The organism is Bradyrhizobium sp. CSA207, assembly GCF_029051685.1.
Taxonomy (GTDB): domain Bacteria; phylum Pseudomonadota; class Alphaproteobacteria; order Rhizobiales; family Xanthobacteraceae; genus Bradyrhizobium.
Window position 1 is genome coordinate 23,460 of the sequence record NZ_JAACFT010000023.1, and the last position, 16,296, is coordinate 39,755.

14 protein-coding genes are annotated in these 16,296 nt (G+C 64.2%); 6 read left to right on the forward strand and 8 right to left on the reverse strand.

Annotated elements, in window-relative coordinates; all coding sequences use genetic code 11:
* Window positions 1-68: 68 nt before the first annotated feature.
* Entirely contained in the window at window positions 69-1,034 is a 966-nt protein-coding gene (locus tag GWG65_RS25055; protein WP_275198229.1) for a nitronate monooxygenase, read from the reverse strand.
* A 79-nt stretch (window positions 1,035-1,113) separates the two neighbouring features.
* Here GWG65_RS25055 and GWG65_RS25060 point away from each other — a divergent pair, with 79 nt between their 5' ends.
* Window positions 1,114-2,676: an AMP-binding protein gene (locus GWG65_RS25060; protein ID WP_275198230.1), complete on the forward strand. Its 1,563-nt coding sequence runs from the start codon at window positions 1,114-1,116 to the stop codon at window positions 2,674-2,676.
* A 326-nt stretch (window positions 2,677-3,002) separates the two neighbouring features.
* On the opposite strand, the gene GWG65_RS25065 is transcribed toward GWG65_RS25060, so the two are convergent.
* The 7 genes from GWG65_RS25065 to GWG65_RS25095 form a co-directional block, all read right to left on the reverse strand.
* Entirely contained in the window at window positions 3,003-3,776 is a 774-nt protein-coding gene (locus tag GWG65_RS25065) for a thioesterase family protein (protein ID WP_275198231.1), read from the reverse strand.
* Window positions 3,777-3,875: 99 nt separating this feature from the next.
* Window positions 3,876-4,844, reverse strand: a complete 969-nt coding sequence (locus tag GWG65_RS25070; RefSeq protein ID WP_148738251.1) for a nitronate monooxygenase family protein — start codon at window positions 4,842-4,844, stop codon at window positions 3,876-3,878.
* Between the two features lie 304 nt (window positions 4,845-5,148).
* A complete protein-coding gene (locus GWG65_RS25075) occupies window positions 5,149-6,549 on the reverse strand; it encodes an aspartate ammonia-lyase (protein WP_275198232.1) in 1,401 nt (466 codons plus the stop codon).
* Window positions 6,550-6,585: 36 nt separating this feature from the next.
* The gene (locus GWG65_RS25080) at window positions 6,586-7,116 is read right to left on the reverse strand and encodes a hypothetical protein (protein WP_275198233.1); all 531 of its coding nucleotides are present in this window, start codon (window positions 7,114-7,116) and stop codon (window positions 6,586-6,588) included.
* Window positions 7,117-7,266: 150 nt separating this feature from the next.
* Complete coding sequence (locus GWG65_RS25085) at window positions 7,267-7,848, reverse strand: YqaA family protein (protein ID WP_275198234.1); 582 nt, start codon at window positions 7,846-7,848, stop codon at window positions 7,267-7,269.
* Window positions 7,849-7,913: 65 nt separating this feature from the next.
* Entirely contained in the window at window positions 7,914-8,318 is a 405-nt protein-coding gene (hisE, locus tag GWG65_RS25090) for a phosphoribosyl-ATP diphosphatase (RefSeq protein WP_275198235.1), read from the reverse strand.
* 103 nt (window positions 8,319-8,421) lie between these two features.
* Window positions 8,422-8,808 carry a hypothetical protein gene (locus tag GWG65_RS25095; RefSeq protein ID WP_275198236.1) on the reverse strand — a complete coding sequence of 129 codons (387 nt, stop codon included), beginning with the start codon at window positions 8,806-8,808 and terminating at the stop codon, window positions 8,422-8,424.
* A 226-nt stretch (window positions 8,809-9,034) separates the two neighbouring features.
* Between GWG65_RS25095 and GWG65_RS25100 the strand changes: the two genes are divergently transcribed.
* The 5 genes from GWG65_RS25100 to GWG65_RS25120 all read left to right on the forward strand — a co-directional run bounded on the left by GWG65_RS25100 (window position 9,035) and on the right by GWG65_RS25120 (window position 16,210).
* Window positions 9,035-10,084: an ABC transporter substrate-binding protein gene (locus GWG65_RS25100; protein ID WP_275198237.1), complete on the forward strand. Its 1,050-nt coding sequence runs from the start codon at window positions 9,035-9,037 to the stop codon at window positions 10,082-10,084.
* A 91-nt stretch (window positions 10,085-10,175) separates the two neighbouring features.
* The gene (locus GWG65_RS25105) at window positions 10,176-11,972 is read left to right on the forward strand and encodes a glucan ABC transporter ATP-binding protein/ permease (protein ID WP_275198238.1); all 1,797 of its coding nucleotides are present in this window, start codon (window positions 10,176-10,178) and stop codon (window positions 11,970-11,972) included.
* A gap of 176 nt (window positions 11,973-12,148) precedes the next feature.
* The gene (locus GWG65_RS25110; protein ID WP_275198239.1) at window positions 12,149-13,615 is read left to right on the forward strand and encodes a D-alanyl-D-alanine carboxypeptidase family protein; all 1,467 of its coding nucleotides are present in this window, start codon (window positions 12,149-12,151) and stop codon (window positions 13,613-13,615) included.
* A gap of 190 nt (window positions 13,616-13,805) precedes the next feature.
* Complete coding sequence (locus tag GWG65_RS25115) at window positions 13,806-15,491, forward strand: long-chain fatty acid--CoA ligase (RefSeq protein WP_275198240.1); 1,686 nt, start codon at window positions 13,806-13,808, stop codon at window positions 15,489-15,491.
* Window positions 15,492-15,724: 233 nt separating this feature from the next.
* Window positions 15,725-16,210: a peroxiredoxin gene (locus tag GWG65_RS25120; RefSeq protein ID WP_275198241.1), complete on the forward strand. Its 486-nt coding sequence runs from the start codon at window positions 15,725-15,727 to the stop codon at window positions 16,208-16,210.
* Window positions 16,211-16,296 lie beyond the last annotated feature (86 nt).

The following is a 16,296-nucleotide window of genomic DNA, read 5'->3' on the forward strand; positions in this document are numbered from 1 at the left end:
GGTTAATCTGCCGTTAAGTGCGGGCTGTGGAGCCATGCGGGATTAACCGTGCTGGGCGGCGCAGAGCGCTACCGCCCACCCGCCTCGCAGTACTCGGCGGCCGTTCGCGCAACGAGATCATCGACCGCCATCACGTCGGTCACGCCCGATGCCGAATGCCCGCCGCTCCAGATATCGCGCCAGCGCTTTGGCCAGTTCTCGCGCGCGGTGACGTCGATGTCCTTGCCGATGTCGATGGCACCGCGCGCCGGGAGATCGTCGGGGTCGAGCCCGGCCGCGACGATCGACGGCTTCAGCATGCTGGTCTGCAAGCCCGTGAAAGCGGTGGTGAGCAGGATGTCGTCGGCGCTGCTCTCGACCAGCATCTGCTTGTGGCGATCATCCGCCATGCTCTCGCGCGTCGCGATGAATTTCGTGCCCATGTAGCCGAGATCGCAGCCGAGCACTTCGGCGGCCCGTAGCGCGTGACCGTCGCTGATGCCGCCGGCAAGCACGATGATGCCGTCGTAGAACGCGCGCACCGCGCGGACGAAGGCGAGCGGATTGAGCCAGCCGGTCTGTCCGCCGGCGCCCGCGGTAAGCAGCACCAGTCCATCGGCGCCTGCTGCCGCCGCGCGCTCGGCGTGATGGATGGAGGCGACATCCGCCAGCACCAGCGCGCCGGCCTCATGCAGCGGCTTCAACACCGGTGCGGGCGATCCGACCGAGGTGATGACGATTTCGGGCTCGTGCCGCAGCAGCACGGCGAGATCCTGCTCCAGCCGCGCGTTGGAGCGATGCACGATCAGGTTCGGACAGAGCGGTGCGGCCTTCCGGCCGGTCTGATCTTCGTGCTGCCGCAACCGCGTTGCGATCTCGGCAAACCATTCATCGAGTTGTTCCGTGCTGCGGCAATTCACCGTGGGAAAGCTGCCGATCACGCCATTGCAGCAGGCCGCGACCATCAGTTCGACGCCTGACACCAAGAACATCGGCGCCGCGATCAGCGGCAGGGTCAGACGATCGCGGACATGTTGCAGTCGATCTGACGTCACCCAAGCCTCCCTCTCTGTGCTAGCGTTGCGCACAAACATTGGCACGCGTAACGCCGATGAGAAAGCAGCGAGGAAGCATATGTCCGATCCGCTCCATGCATCGTCCCCGACTTGTGCGCAGACGCTACGGGCGCTGGCGCGCTATCCAGGCCGCACCGCTTTCGCGTGGCCCGGCGGATCGCTGAGCTATCAGGGCACCATCGATTTGATCGGACGCATCCAGGGCGTGTTCATACGGCTCGGCTTGCAGCCCGGCGCGCGCGTCGCCTTTCTCACCGCGAACCGCGCCGACACTTGGTGCGCCGGTGTCGCGGCGCAATTGTCGCGATACTGCATCACCTGGCTGCATCCGCTGGGATCGCAGGCCGACCAGCTGTTTCAGCTCGAGGATTCGGAGTCCGAAGTGCTGCTGATCGACGTGGCCGCCTTCCGCGATCGCGGCGGCGAACTCGCTGCGCAAGCGACGCGGCTCAAGGCTGTCTTCACCATGGGGCCGGCCGATTATGGCGTCGATCTCTTGCAGGCGATCGAGAGCGCAGATCATGCCAGCGCGCGGTGCCTCGCAAGTCTCGACGATCTCTCCACGCTGAACTACACCGGCGGCACGACCGGCAAGTCCAAAGGCGCGCTGCGCTACCATCGCGAAAACGCCGCAGCTGCCTGCGCGATCCTCGCCGACTTCGAAATCCCAGACGCTGCGCGCTATCTCACGGTCGCCCCGATCAGCCACGTCGCCGGCACGAAAGTGCTGCCGACGCTGATGCGCGGCGGCACCGTGCACATGCTGAAAGGTTTCGACCCCGAGGCGGCGTTGGCGACGATCGCGCGCGAGCGCATCAATTTCACGCTGTTCGTGCCGACCATGATCTACGTGCTGCTCGATCATCCCGCGCTGAGCAAGACCGATCTCTCCTCGCTCGATCTCGTGCTCTACGGCGCCTCGGCGATGTCGCCGAGCCGGCTGGTCGAAGGCATCGAGCGCATCGGCCCGGTGTTCTCGCAGCTCTATGGCCAGACCGAATGCTATCCGGTCTCGGTGTTGCGCAAAAAAGATCACGATCCCAGAACGCCGGAGCTATTTTTGTCCTGCGGCTTCCCGATCGCGGCCTGCGAGGTCAAAATCCTCGACGACGACGACCAGGAGGTGAAGACGGGCGGCGCCGGCGAGATCTGCGTGCGCGCCCCACATGTGATGGTGGAATATTGGAAGCGGCCCGACATCACCGCCGAGACGCTTAAGAACGGCTGGGTCCACACCGGCGACATCGCGCGCCAGGATGAGCGCGGCTACATGTTCATCCTCGACCGCAAGAAGGACATGATCGTCACCGGCGGCTTCAACATTTTTCCGCGCGAGGTCGAGGACGTGCTGTCGCAGCACGCGGATGTGGCGATGGTCGCGGTCGTCGGCATTCCCGACGAGAAATGGGGCGAGGCCGTCACCGCGATCATCGTGCCGCGCGAGGGCGCAAAGCCCGATCCGGACGAGCTGATCAATCTGGTGAGGACGCAAAAGGGCTCGGCGCATGCACCCAAGCAGATCCAGTTCATCAAGCAGCTGCCGATGACCGGCGTCGGCAAGGTCGACAAGAAGGTGCTGCGCGCGAGCTTCTGGAGTGACCGGGACCGGATGGTGGGCTAAATGCCCCGGTATTTTACGGTGTCGTTGTGGCCCCGGCACCACAATGCGCGATGGAGTGCGCGCCCGCGCCGGCCGCCCGATTGCCGGCGAATCTGGGAATCAACTAGACCGCTGACGGGGCTGGGAAGCGGAGAGTGAAATGAGAGTCGCTTCCCTGGAAAGTGCAGTCGCCGCGGTCACGTTGATCACGGCTATCATCGTGGTGCTGTGGGAGATCAAGATCTTCTACGGCGTGTGAACTGGCAGGATGCTGAGCATCCCTTCCGCGGCGGCGGAAGCCTGCCGTTCAATCGGCTCCAGGAGCAACGCGGCGCTTGCCGTCACGCTCACCGCTTCTCGATCACCAGGCTCTGCACGGCGCGGCCGAAATAGCCCTGCCGGTCGGCGAGCCGCGACATCGCAAGGCCCGCGCCGTCGGGGCCGATCCAGGATTCGCCGTCGAGCAAAATCCACTCACCGACCGGCTGGCGCGAAAAGCTCACGGTGAGATCGGCATTGATGTAGGTCCAGGCGCGGAAGTCGAGCGTCGAGGCGGTGCCGTTGGAGAAATCGGCGGCGACCACCGCGCGCATTGCCTGCGAGACCGCTTCGCCTTCGATCAGGGGATGATCGACGCGAAACCAGATCGCGCCGGCGCCAGCCTGATCGAAGCGGCCGCGCGCGGCACGCATCGAGACCGATCGCACGAACGGGCTGGTGGCCGCGTGGCCGTCCTCGACGCGTGAGTCCTCGGGCGAGGGCAGTTCGACGGGCAACGCCTTGACGTCGTCGGGCAGCGTCAGCGCCTGGCGCTTGATCTTGAGCACGGTCGCACCGACGACCTGGATGCCATCGGCCAGCAGCTTGACTTCGCAGAGCTGGATCTTGCGGCCCTCGCGCAACACCTCGGTCACAATCGTGAGCGTCGCGACCGGCACCGGCCGCATCAAATCGATGGTGACGCGCGCGATATCCATGACGACCGCTGTCGGGATGCGCTCGGCCGCCCAGGTCACCAGCGAGGCGAGCGCCGAGCCGTGCTGCATGCGCCGGTCCCAGGGACCTGCGGCATCCGGGCTGGTGACGACGCTGTTGCCGTCGACGCGGTAGATCGCGGTCATCGCTCAAATCTCTGTTGGCCAAACGGTCGGAATCCCACATCACGATGTCGTCCCGGCGAGCCGGGACGACAAATGAGAGAAGCCGCGACACACGATTGGTTACAGCGGCGGATCGATCGCCTCGTCGTATTCCTTCTTGAAGCGCGCGATCAGTTCGGCCGCGGGCAGGATGCCGTCGACGCTGCCAATGCCCTGGCCTGAGCCCCAGATCTCCTTCCAGGCTTTTGGCTTGGCGCGCTCGCCGGAGGCGTCGGTGCCGAAATTCATCTTGGAGGGATCGGAGGTCGGCAGGTTTTCCGGATCCATGCCCGCGGCCTGGATCGACGGCTTCAGATAGTTGCCGTGCACGCCGGTGAAGAGATTGGAATAGACGATGTCGTCGGCCGTCGAGCCCGCGATCATCTCCTTGTAGCGCTCGACCGCGTTGGCTTCCTTGGTGGCGATGAAGGCCGAGCCGATATAGGCGAAGTCCGCGCCGAGAACGCGCGCGGCGCGAATCGCCTTGCCATTGCCGATCGCGCCCGACAGCGCGATCGGGCCATCAAACCATTTTCGCGTTTCGGCGACGAAGGCCAGCGGCGAGATCGTGCCGGCATGGCCGCCGGCGCCTGCCGCGACCAGGATCAAGCCGTCAGCGCCCTTCTCGATCGCCTTGTGCGCGAATTTCTGATTGATCACGTCGTGGAAGACGATGCCGCCCCAGCCGTGCACGGCCTGATTGAGCTCCTCGCGCGCCCCCAGCGAGGAGATGATCATCGGCACCTTGTACTTGGCGCAGAGCTGCATGTCGTGATCGAGCCGGTTGTTCGACTTGTGCACGATCTGGTTGACCGCGAACGGCGCCGATGGCTTGTCCGGGTGCGCGCGGTCATAGGCCGCGAGCTCTTCGGTGATCCGTGCCAGCCACTCGTCGAGCAGCTCCGGCGGCCGCGCGTTGAGCGACGGAAACGATCCGACCACACCCGCCTTGCACTGCGCGATCACCAGATCGGGCACCGAGATGATGAAGAGCGGCGAACCGATCACCGGGATCGACAGGCGCCCCTTGAACAAGGCAGGCATGGACATTGCGAAACGATCCTTTTTTGGCCGGCAAAATCGAAGGCTGGGAGCCATACCAACAAGGCAATCTTTCCACTGTCAAGTATTGCGTTTTGACGCCGCCCGGCGGACGCCGTTACCGCAATTCCAACCCGCGGAATTCATTGTGTTTCGAGGCAGCGTAATCCACCTCTGTCATTCCGGGATGCGCCGACAGGCGCAGACCCGGAATCCATCGGGCCGTAGAGCGAATGGCACGATGTAGTCCGGGTTCACGCGTCGCGCGCCCCCATTGCGCACTTGCGCAATGTGGAATGACGAACACCCGTTCTTACGCGCTCAGATCCGGATTGATCAGCCGCTCGAACGAGAACATCTCGTCCCACTTCTCCTGCGTAAGCAATTTCCGTTCGACCACGACGATCTGATGCAGCGACTTGCCGCTCTTGTAACCTTCGCGCGCGATCTCGGCGCATTGCTTGTAGCCGAGCAGCGGCTTCAGCACCGTCACGATACCGAGTGAATTCAGCACCATGTTGCGGGTGTGCTCTTCGTTGGCGGTGATGCCGACGACGCAATTCTCGCGCAGGCTGTTGACCGCGCGTTCCATGGTGCGGATCGAGAAGAACAGCGCGAACGAGATCACCGGCTCCATCACGTTGAGCTGAAGCTGGCCGGCTGACGCGGCGAGGGTCACCGTGGTGTCGAGCCCGATCACCAGGAAGCTGGTCTGGTTGACGACCTCGGGAATCACCGGATTGACTTTGCCCGGCATGATCGAGGAGCCGGGCTGGAGCTGGGGCAGGTTGATCTCGTTGAACCCGGCGCGCGGGCCCGAGGCGAGCAGACGAATGTCGTTGCAGATCTTGGTGAGCTTGCTCGCTGTGCGCTTGAGCACGCCGGACAGTTGCACATAGGCACCGGTATCCGAGGTCGCCTCGACAAGATCGCCCGCGAGCACGAAATCGACGCCGGTGAGCGCGCTCAAATGCCGGACCGCGAGCTTGGGATAGCCGTGCGCCGCGGTGACGGAGGTGCCGATCGCGGTGGCGCCAAGATTGACCTCGCGCAGCAGCGCGCGTGCCTCGGAGATTCGATCGACCTCCTCGCCCATGGTGGTTCCCCAGCCGCGGAATTCGGCGCCGAGCGACATCGGCACGGCGTCCTGAAGATGCGTACGGCCCATCTTCAGCACGCGATCAAACTCCCTGCCCTTGGCGAAGAAGGCCTCCCGGAGCTGGCGCAGCGCCGTCATGTAGCTCTCGAGCCGCAGGATCAGCGCCAGCCGAAAGGCTGTCGGATAGGTGTCGTTGGTCGACTGGCCGTAATTGACGTGATCGTTTGGGCTGACATGCTGATAGTCGCCCTTCACAAAGCCGAGCGATTCCAGCGCGAGATTGGCGATCACCTCGTTGGCGTTCATGTTGGTGGAAGTGCCGGCGCCGCCCTGGATGAAGTCGGTGACGAACTGATCCATCATGTCGCCGGCGATGACGCGATCGCAGCCGACGATGATCGCGTCGGCGACCTTGGCGTCGAGCACGCCGAGGTCGCGATTGGCCATGGCGGCGGCCTTCTTGACGTAACCAAGCGCCTTCACGAAGTAAGGCTCCTGGCTCATCGGAATGCCGGTGATGTGGAAGTTCTCCTTCCCGCGGATGGTCTGGACGCCATAGTAGATGTCGTCGGCGATCTCACGCGGTCCGAGGAAGTCCTGCTCCGTACGGCTCATGGGCACTCCTTGTTGCTCGCGCGCAGCGTCATGGCATCAGTTCTGGCACAGCGCGCTGGTGACGAACGTATCGGTGCGGCAATCGTCCGGCTTGCGGGCCCTGCCCGGGATCAAAACCTTGGCCGAGCATTTTTCCGCCGAGTCGGCGTTCAGGCTCTTGCCTTCCTTGTAGCCCTTGCTCTGGCAGAGCTGGTCGGCGGCCTGCTTGCAGTCTGGCCCTCCGTTCGACGAGACCGGGCAGGCCGCGCGCCCCGACACCATGGTGGACGGCTTCGCCAGGCGTGACAGGTCGTTCATGGTCTCGCTGGGGCTTTTGAGCGGCGGCAGGAACGAGGGCACCTTGTCGAACAGCTTGCCCATTTCGTTGATCAGCCCGGAATTTTCCTCGCGCGCCGGCGGCACCGGTGGAGCGGACGTCAATGGCGGCGGTCCCTGCTCCTGCACGCCGAGCGCTGGAGCCGATGCCGATTGCGCCCATCCGGTCGCGCCGAAGCCGAGCAGGAGCAGCAGCAGCGCTGAAGTCAGCGTCCCCAGCCGCACCGCCGGATTGCCGGATCGAACCATCATGACGGCAACCGTAGCCGAAGCCGGCGCAGTGGCAAAGCGCCGATGTAACGTTATTGACTGAGCATGATCTCCGCGCAAACGCATTCTGCAATTGGAGGGAAAGCCGCTTCACACTTTGCGCGACGCGGCCCTTCCGGACCGGATCATTCGCTAGATCAGCTTGATCGCGATCACGAAGCCCAGCACGAGCACTGTAGCACCGATCGCCACCCACAATCCGAGATGCTTCTCGATCCTGACCCGGATCCAGTCGCCATACCGGTTGAGCAGGATGGCGACGATGAAGAAACGTCCGCCGCGCGCAACGATCGAGCACAGGATGAAGAGGCCGATATTGTAGCCGGCGAAGCCCGAGGTGATGGTGACGAGCTTGTAGGGAATCGGCGTCAGGCCCTTGAGCAGGATGATCACCGCGCCCCACTCCGCATAGGAGGCGCGGAACGCGTCAACCTTGTCGCCGAGGCCATAGACCTGGATGAGCCAATGGCCGACCGAGTCGAAGAGCAACGCACCGATGGCGTAGCCCAGCAGGCCTCCGACCACCGAGGTCGCGGTGCAGACCGCCGCATAGATCCAGGCGCGCTGCGGGCGCGCCAGTGACATTGGGATGAGCATCACGTCCGGGGGGACGGGAAAGAAGGAGCTTTCAGCGAAAGCCACGGCGCCCATGATCCAGAGCGCGTAGGGCTTGTGGGCGGCGTCGATGCACCAGTCGTAGATACGTTTCAGCATGCGCCGCGATGAAGCACCATGGGACGGATTTGTCCATGCCGAGATGGGACCGATTTGCGCCAATTCTAGTGGCGCTTGCGCGCGGTGCGGCCTTCGAGCGCGACAATTGGCCGCCTGGCGGCGACGCGCGGTGATGCAACTTTGGGCAGCTTCATCGGCGACTTCGGCAATTTCTCGGCGATGCCGAGCATATCTTCCCGCCGCGCCATCTCGCGCCAGACGTCTTCAGGGCGGACGCCGGCCGAGGCCCAGAGCACGGTAAGATTGTAGAGCAGGTCGGCGCTCTCCCGGATCACGGCTTCGCTATCGCCGTTGACCGCATCGATGACAACCTCGATGGCCTCTTCGGCCAGCTTCTTCGCCATTTTGGAAGGGCCGCGCTGAAACAGCCGCGCGGTGCGCGATGTTGCCGGATCAAGGTCCCTGGCCGCGAGCACAGCCAGATATAGCCGCTCAAGCGAATCACTCATGTACGCAAAACTACTCTAAACCAATGGTCGACGCGTTAACGTCCGGCAATCAACGAAAAATACGCTGGCGCTGCAAGCGCGCCAGCTTTTCTTGGTCAACGGCTCACCAACAATTCGCACCGCTTCGGCTGCAGGTGGCAAACGGGTCGCGACCGACGTATCCCTGATACGGATAGTCCGGATCACGTCCGTAATAGGGCCCGTTGCCGTAGTAGGCCGGGCCGCTGTAGTAGGCCGGGCCGCCATAGTAGGCCGGGCCGCCATAGTAGGCAGGACCGTAGTCATAGGCGTAGGCGTCGCGGCTTGCGGCGATCGCAAGACCGGTGCCGACGATGCCGGCAAAGGCTGCCGCTGCCGCCGCTCCGCCCCCGCCATGCCAGTGGCGGCCGCCCGCGAACGAAGCCGTGGGGGCGACGGTGGTGAGGGCCAGCACCGCGGCGGTGGCAAGAACGGCCTTGCGGCCGGCACGCTTCGAAAATCTGTCAAACATGTCCTGGACCCTCCTTGGGACCTTCAATGGTGCCTTGAGACAGGCTCATGTCCTCAAACACCACATCCCCATGTTGGGTTCCCGAACCCCTACACAAGCTGAACGGGGTTGCGTGATCGTGACGCAACCGCCGCTCATCCGCCGTTCATGTTGGCGCGGACAGACTTATCGCGAGCCGGCGCTCCGAGCGTCACGAAACCATAACAATGCGGGACCGGCGCGACTGATGTTTGGACTCAAGACCATCGCCTTTGGCCGCGTCCTGGCTCTTGCAATCTCGCTCGCCGCGCTCGCCCCACGCGACGTCGATGCGGCCGAGACCGCCGCGCCGTCCGTCGCGATCCACTTCACCTTCGACCGCCCCATCGACGCGAGCATGGCGCCGTTTTTCATGGCAGCGAAGGACGGCAAATTCGCCGCCGAACATCTCAACGTGTCCTTCAACACCGTGGCTGGATCGCCGGAAGCACTCGCACGCGTCGCCAAGGGCGACAGCGAGCTTGCGCTCGTCGACATCAACGAGCTGATCCGCTTTCGCGACAAGGACGATGCGGCGCCGGTCAAGGCGGTGTTCGTGCTGTTCAACCGCGCGCCTTACGCCGTCGTCGCCCGCAAGAGCCGCGGCATCCACCTCCTGCCCGACCTCGACGGCAAGACCGTCGGCGTTGCCGACGGCGATCTGTCGATGCGACTGTGGCCGGCGCTCGCACAGCGGAACGGCATCAACACGCAGCATGTGAAATTCCACAAGATCAGCGCGGCGGTCCGCGAGCCTATCCTCTCCGCGGGCCAGGTCGATGCCGTCGCCGGCTTCAGCTATCTGTCGGCGGTCAACTTGCGCGACCGCGGCGTGCCCGGAGATGATCTCGTCGTGCTCCGCTATGCTGACTATGGCTGCGAAGCCTATGGCTTTGCCGTGGTGGCCAATCCCGGCTTCGCCGCAGCGAAGCCTGACGCAATGAAAGGATTTGTCCGCGCATTGATCGCCGGCATTAACACCACCGTCAAAGAGCCGGCGCGCGCGGCGGAGGAGGCCGCAAGCCATATCGACGACGGCGACCGCGAGCTGGAGCTGGAACGCCTGCGCACCGTCCTCGTCGACAATATCCTGACCGACGAGGTCCGCCGCAACGGCCTCGGCGGCATCGACCCGGCGCGCCTTGAGCGCTCGATCGACCAGATCGCGCAGGATTTCAAGTTCCGCAAGAAACCTGCGGCGGGTGATATCTTCGACGACCGCTTCCTGCCGCCGGTCGAAGGGCGGCTGATCAATTGAGCAAAACTTACAGCTTCCGCTGTATCTCGCGGGCGATCCCTGATTAGAGTACGAAATCACTCCGTTCGATCCGCCCGAGCTCCTCGACAGCATGTCCATTTTCAGCCTCTACACCCGCGTTCTCGAACTGCTCGGCAAGGAAGCGCGGCTGGGCTGGCTGCTGGCGTTTGCCAATCTGCTGCTTGCCGCCTCGCAGTTCGCCGAGCCCGTGCTGTTCGGCCGGATCGTCGACGTGCTCTCCGGCAAGGCGGTGGCCGAGTCGAACTCGGCCTGGCCATTCCTCATGGCCTGGGTCGCGTTCGGGCTGTTCACCATCGCCTGCAGCGCGCTCGTCGCTCTGCAGGCCGACCGGCTCTCGCACCGCCAGCGCCAGGCGGTCCTGACCGACTATTTCGAGCACATCCTGCAACTGCCGCTGACCTTTCACTCCGGCACCCATTCGGGCCGGCTGATGAAGGTCATGCTCAACGGCACCGACGCGCTGTGGCGGCTGTGGCTCGGCTTCTTCCGCGAGCATTTTGCCGCGATCCTCTCAGTCGTGGTGCTGCTGCCACTGTCGCTGTACCTGAACTGGCGGCTGGCGATCCTGCTGTTCGTGCTCTGCATCGTCTTCACCGCCTTGACGACCTTTGTCGTGCGCAGGACCTTCGGCATGCAGATGGAGGTGGAGGAGCACTACAGCGAGCTCTCCGCGCGCGCCTCCGACGCGCTCGGCAATGTCGCGCTGGTGCAGAGTTTTGTCCGCGTCGAATCCGAGGTGAAGGGCTTGCGCTCCGTCGCCGATCAATTGCTTGCGGCGCAAATGCCGGTGCTGTCCTGGTGGGCGCTCGTCACAGTCATCACGCGGGCTTCCACCACCATCACGGTGCTCGCGATCTTCACGCTCGGCATCGCGCTGCACGACCAGGGGCTGACCTCGGTCGGCGAAATCGTGATGTTCGTGAGCTTTGCCACGCTTCTGATCCAGAAGCTCGAGCAGGTCGTGAGCTTCATCAACAACGTTTTCATGGAAGCGCCGCGGCTGCGCGAGTTCTTCAACGTGCTCGACGCGGTGCCTGCGGTCCACGACCGGCCCGACGCGATCGATGCCGGCAGGCTCTCGGGACTTGTCGAATTCCACGACGTCACCTTCTCCTACGACGGCAAGCGGCCGGCGGTCGAGGATCTCTCCTTCACCGCGCTGCCCGGCCAGACCATCGCGCTGGTCGGCGCCACCGGCGCGGGCAAATCCACCGCGATCGCGCTGCTGCATCGCGCCTTCGATCCGCAATCCGGCTTCATCCGGATCGACGGCATGGACGTGCGCGGCGTGACGCTGACATCGCTGCGCCGGAACATCGGCGTGGTGTTCCAGGAGGCGCTGCTGTTCAACCGCTCGATCGCGGAGAATTTGCGTGTCGGCAAGCCGGATGCGACCGAAGCCGAGATGCGCAAGGCGGCGGAGCGCGCGCAGGCACTCGAATTCATCGAGCGCAGCGGCGGCTTCGAAACCAATGCCGGCGAGCGGGGCCGCATGCTCTCCGGCGGCGAGCGGCAGCGGCTGTCAATCGCACGCGCGCTGTTGAAGGACCCTCCGATCCTGATCCTGGACGAGGCGACGAGCGCGCTCGACGCCGTCACCGAGGCCAAGGTGAATACCGCTCTCGACGAAGTGATGAAGGGCCGCACCACCTTCGTGATCGCCCACCGCCTCTCCACCATCCGCAATGCCACGCGCATCCTGGTGTTCGAGAACGGGCGGGTGATCGAAAGCGGAACTTTCGATGAACTCGTGGCCAAAGGCGGCCATTTTGCCGAACTCGCCAAGGCCCAGTTCATGGTCCAGGAGAGCGCACGGGCCAGTGTGACAGCGGCTGAGCCTGCTGCGACTGCGGCCAAGTCCCCGTAGCACTGTCGAAATTCGGCCTATTTCATCATTGAATACCCCGCCGAGCCCCCTGTTCTCGACGCATGAGCCAGTATAGGTTTGCCGCGCCGCAAGCGGCGTCGCAGGATTTCAAACGCGAAACTCAGATCACGAGAGCCGTCCGGAACCGGCGGGTCTCCCAGGACCGGAATCGGATAGTGCACGCATTTCGCCCGCTGCTTCGCAATTCCCTGTTCAACCTGTTCGCCGCGGCACTCGCATGCGCTGCGCTGCTTGCCCCGCGCGCGGCCGGCGCCGAAGCGCTGCTGCTGATCGAAGCCGACAGCGGCAAGGTGTTGCAGGCCGAAAGCGCGACCATTCCCTGGTATCCGGCTTCCGTCACCAAGATCATGACCGCCTATGTGACGCTGAAGGCGGTCAAGGACGGCAAGCTCACGCTCGATACGCTGCTGACGGTGTCGCCGACGGCGGCCTCGCAATCGCCCTCGAAAATGGGATTCCGTCCGGGAACGCAGCTCACCGTCGACAACGCGCTGAAGATGATGATGGTGAAGTCGGCGAATGACATGGCCGTTGTGCTTGCCGAAGGCATCGGCGGCTCGATCGACGGCTTCTCGGCGATGATGAACGACACCGCGAAGAAGCTCGGCATGACGCAGACGAGCTACGTCAACCCCAACGGCCTGCCCGCCGATGGCCAGATCACGTCCGCGCGGGATCTCGGCATTCTCGCGCGCTCGTTCCTGCGCGACCTGCCGGAATACGAATACTTCGTGCACATTCCGGCGATTCGCTTCGGCAAGCGCGTCACGGGGAATTTCAACAAGCTGATCGGCCGCTATCCCGGCGCCGACGGCTTCAAGACCGGCTTCATCTGCGCCTCCGGCTACAACCTCGTCGCGTCGGCAACGCGCAACGGCCGCCGGCTGATCGCGGTGGTGCTCGGCGCCAGCTCCGGCACCGCGCGCGCCGTGAAGGCGGCGCAGCTGCTGGAGCGCGGCTTCAGCCAGGACAACCTGTCTTGGCTGCGTCCCTCGCTCGGGACCGTCGACAATTTGGTACCGGTCGACGCTTCACCGCCGAACCTGCGCGACGACATGTGCGGCGGCCACCGCAAGCGGCCGGCCAGCGACGATGACGACGCGCTGATTGCGACCAATGGCGGCACGACCGGATCGGCCTCGGCCACCGGCGGTGAAGCCCAGGTGACCTTCTTCGCCGCCGGGCTTCAGCCGCCCTTGATGAAGGCCTCCGAGCTGATGGCCACGGCCGCCGCGTCCGCCGAGCCCGTGCTGGTTTATACCGGCCCGACCCGAACCGGCACCGCCCTGATCGCGGCGGTCGCAGCCGACGCTGACCAGCAGGCGACAGCGAAGCCGCGTGGCAAGAAGTCGCGCGTGGCCAGGAAGCCCGACGCGGCCGACAAGCCCAAGGACGGGAGCAAGGATACCAAGACGGCAGCGGCGAAGCCGGATACCAAGCCTGACGCGAAGAGCGACACCAAGAGCGCGGCAAAGCCGGCCGGGACCAAGCATGCCGCGGCCAAGCCTACCGCTGCCAAGCCTGATGCCGCGGCGAAGCCCGCTGCAAACGCTGAGCAACCCAAGCCCGCAAAACCCAAGGCCGCGACCAAGCCCGCAGCCAAGCCGGCCAACAACAGTTAACGGCTCATCGAGGCGAGAGCGCGCCCGCCCTTCGCACCTGCGGCAGAGCGGTTTGCGACGATTCCAGTAGCCACTTCCCGGCCTTTGCCATAATCCTCCAACGCTTGCCACCTGTTCCGGCAGGCTCGATACTGTCGGCAACGAGGCAAGCCCGAGACACAACGGGCTCAGGCAAGAGAGGGGAGTTTCCATGGAGCGCATCTGGCTCAAGCAATATCCGCCCGGCGTGCCCGCAGACATCGATGCTACCCAATACGCATCGCTGGTCGACCTGCTGGAGGAGAGCTTCGCGAAGTTCGCCGACCGCAAGGCGTTCATCTGCATGGACAAGGCGATCAGCTATCGCGATCTCGACCAGATGTCGCTGGCGCTCGCATCCTACCTGCAAGGCCGCGGCCTCCAGCGCGGCGCGCGCGTCGCGCTCATGATGCCGAACGTGCTTCAATACCCGGTCGCGACCGCCGCCGTGCTGCGCGCCGGATTCGCGGTGGTCAACGTCAACCCGCTCTACACGCCGCGCGAGCTGGAGCATCAGCTCAAGGACTCCGGCGCCGAAGCCGTCATCGTGCTGGAGAACTTCGCCCACACCGTCCAGCAGGTGATCGCCAAAACAGCGGTGAAGCACGTCATCGTCGCCAGCATGGGCGACCTGCTCGGCTTCAAGGGCGTGATCGTCAATCTCGTCGTCCGCCGCGTGAAGAAGATGGTGCCGGCCTGGTCGCTGCCGGGCGCGGTGCCCTTCAATGATGCGCTATCGGCCGGCCGCGGCATGACCTTCAACAAGCCAAAACTATCGCCCGGCGACGTCGCCTTCCTGCAATATACCGGCGGCACCACCGGCCTCTCCAAGGGCGCCACGCTGCTCCACCGCAACATCGTCGCCAATGTCCTGCAGAACGACGCCTGGCTCCAGCCAGCGCTGGCACAGCCGCCGCAGATCGACCAGCTCCTGATCGTCTGCGCGCTGCCGCTCTACCACATCTTCGCGCTGACGGCCTGCTATCTGCTCGCGGTGCGCGCCGGCGGCTGCAATCTGTTGATCCCCAATCCGCGCGACATCGCCGGCTTCATCAAGGAATTGGCGAAGTACCAGGTCAACAGCTTCCCGGCCGTCAACACGCTCTACAACGGCTTGATGCATCACCCCGATTTCAAGAAGCTCGACTTCTCCAAGCTGAAGATCTCCAACGGCGGCGGCATGGCGGTGCAGCGCTCCGTCGCCGAGCAGTGGAAGGCGGTGACCGGCTGCTTCATCGCCGAAGGCTACGGCCTGTCGGAGACCTCGCCGACGCTGACCTGCAACCCGGCGACCACGACCGAGTTCTCCGGCTCGATCGGCATCCCCGTGCCCTCGACCTGGATCTCGATCCGCGACGATGACGGCAACGAGGTGCCGCTGGGCCAGCCCGGCGAGATCTGCGCCAAGGGCCCGCAGGTGATGTCGGGGTATTGGAACAGGCCGGAGGATACCGCCAACGTGATGACGGCGGACGGCTATTTCCGCACCGGGGACATCGGCGTGATGGACGAGAGGGGTTACACCAAGATCGTCGACCGCAAGAAGGACATGATCCTGGTCTCCGGCTTCAACGTCTATCCGAACGAGATCGAGGAAGTGATCGCGAGCCATCCGGGCGTGCTCGAATGCGCCGTGATCGGCATCCCCGATTCCAAATCGGGCGAGGCGGTCAAGGCTTTCGTGGTGAAGAAGGATCCCAATCTCACGGCCGAGGATGTGATCAAGTTCTGTCACGAGCAGCTCACCGGCTACAAGGTGCCCAAGCACATCGAATTCCGCACCGACCTGCCGAAGACCAATGTCGGCAAGATCTTGCGCCGGCAGCTGCGCGACGAGAAGAAGGCCGAGGCGGCGTAGGCGACTTGACCGCAGGCCCAATAGGGCGCGCCTGCGCGCCCTTTCGTCATTGCGAGCGCAGCGAAGCAATCCAGGAATGTATCTGCGGTGACGGTCTGGATTGCTTCGTCGCAAGGGCTCCTCGCAATGACGAGAAATAAGCAACGCGGCCTCATCACAGCCTGGTGAAGCCGTTTCCCTCGGCCGGTAAAATGATCTAGAACGTGGCGGCCCCTTTCCACGGAGAATTCACGATGACCATCCAACTTGGCGACAAGCTGCCCGAAGCGAAATTCCGCGTGATGACGGCGGAAGGTCCGCAGGTGAAGACCACCGACGATATCTTCAAGGGCAAGAAGGTGGCGCTGTTCGCGGTGCCCGGCGCCTACACCGGCACCTGCCACAAGATGCATCTGCCGAGCATCTTCCTCAATGCCTATGCCATCAAGGACAAGGGCGTCGACAGCATCGCGATCGTCTCCGTCAACGACGCCTTTGTCATGAACGCCTGGAAGCGCGACACCGACCAGCGCGACGAGGCGATCTTCCTCGCCGACGGCAATGCCGACTTCACCAAGGCGATCGGCATGGAGTTAGACGCCTCCGGCAACGGCCTTGGCATCCGCTCCAAGCGCTACTCGATGCTGGTCGAGGACGGCGTGGTGAAGAAGCTGAACCTCGAGGCGATGCCCGGCAAGGTCGAGGTCTCCGGTGGCGATACGCTGCTGGGGCAGCTGTAAGGCAAAAGCCGCCTTCCACATTCACAACTGTCATTCCCCGCGGAGGCGGGGAATCCAGTACGCCGCAGATTCTCGGTTCAATAGCA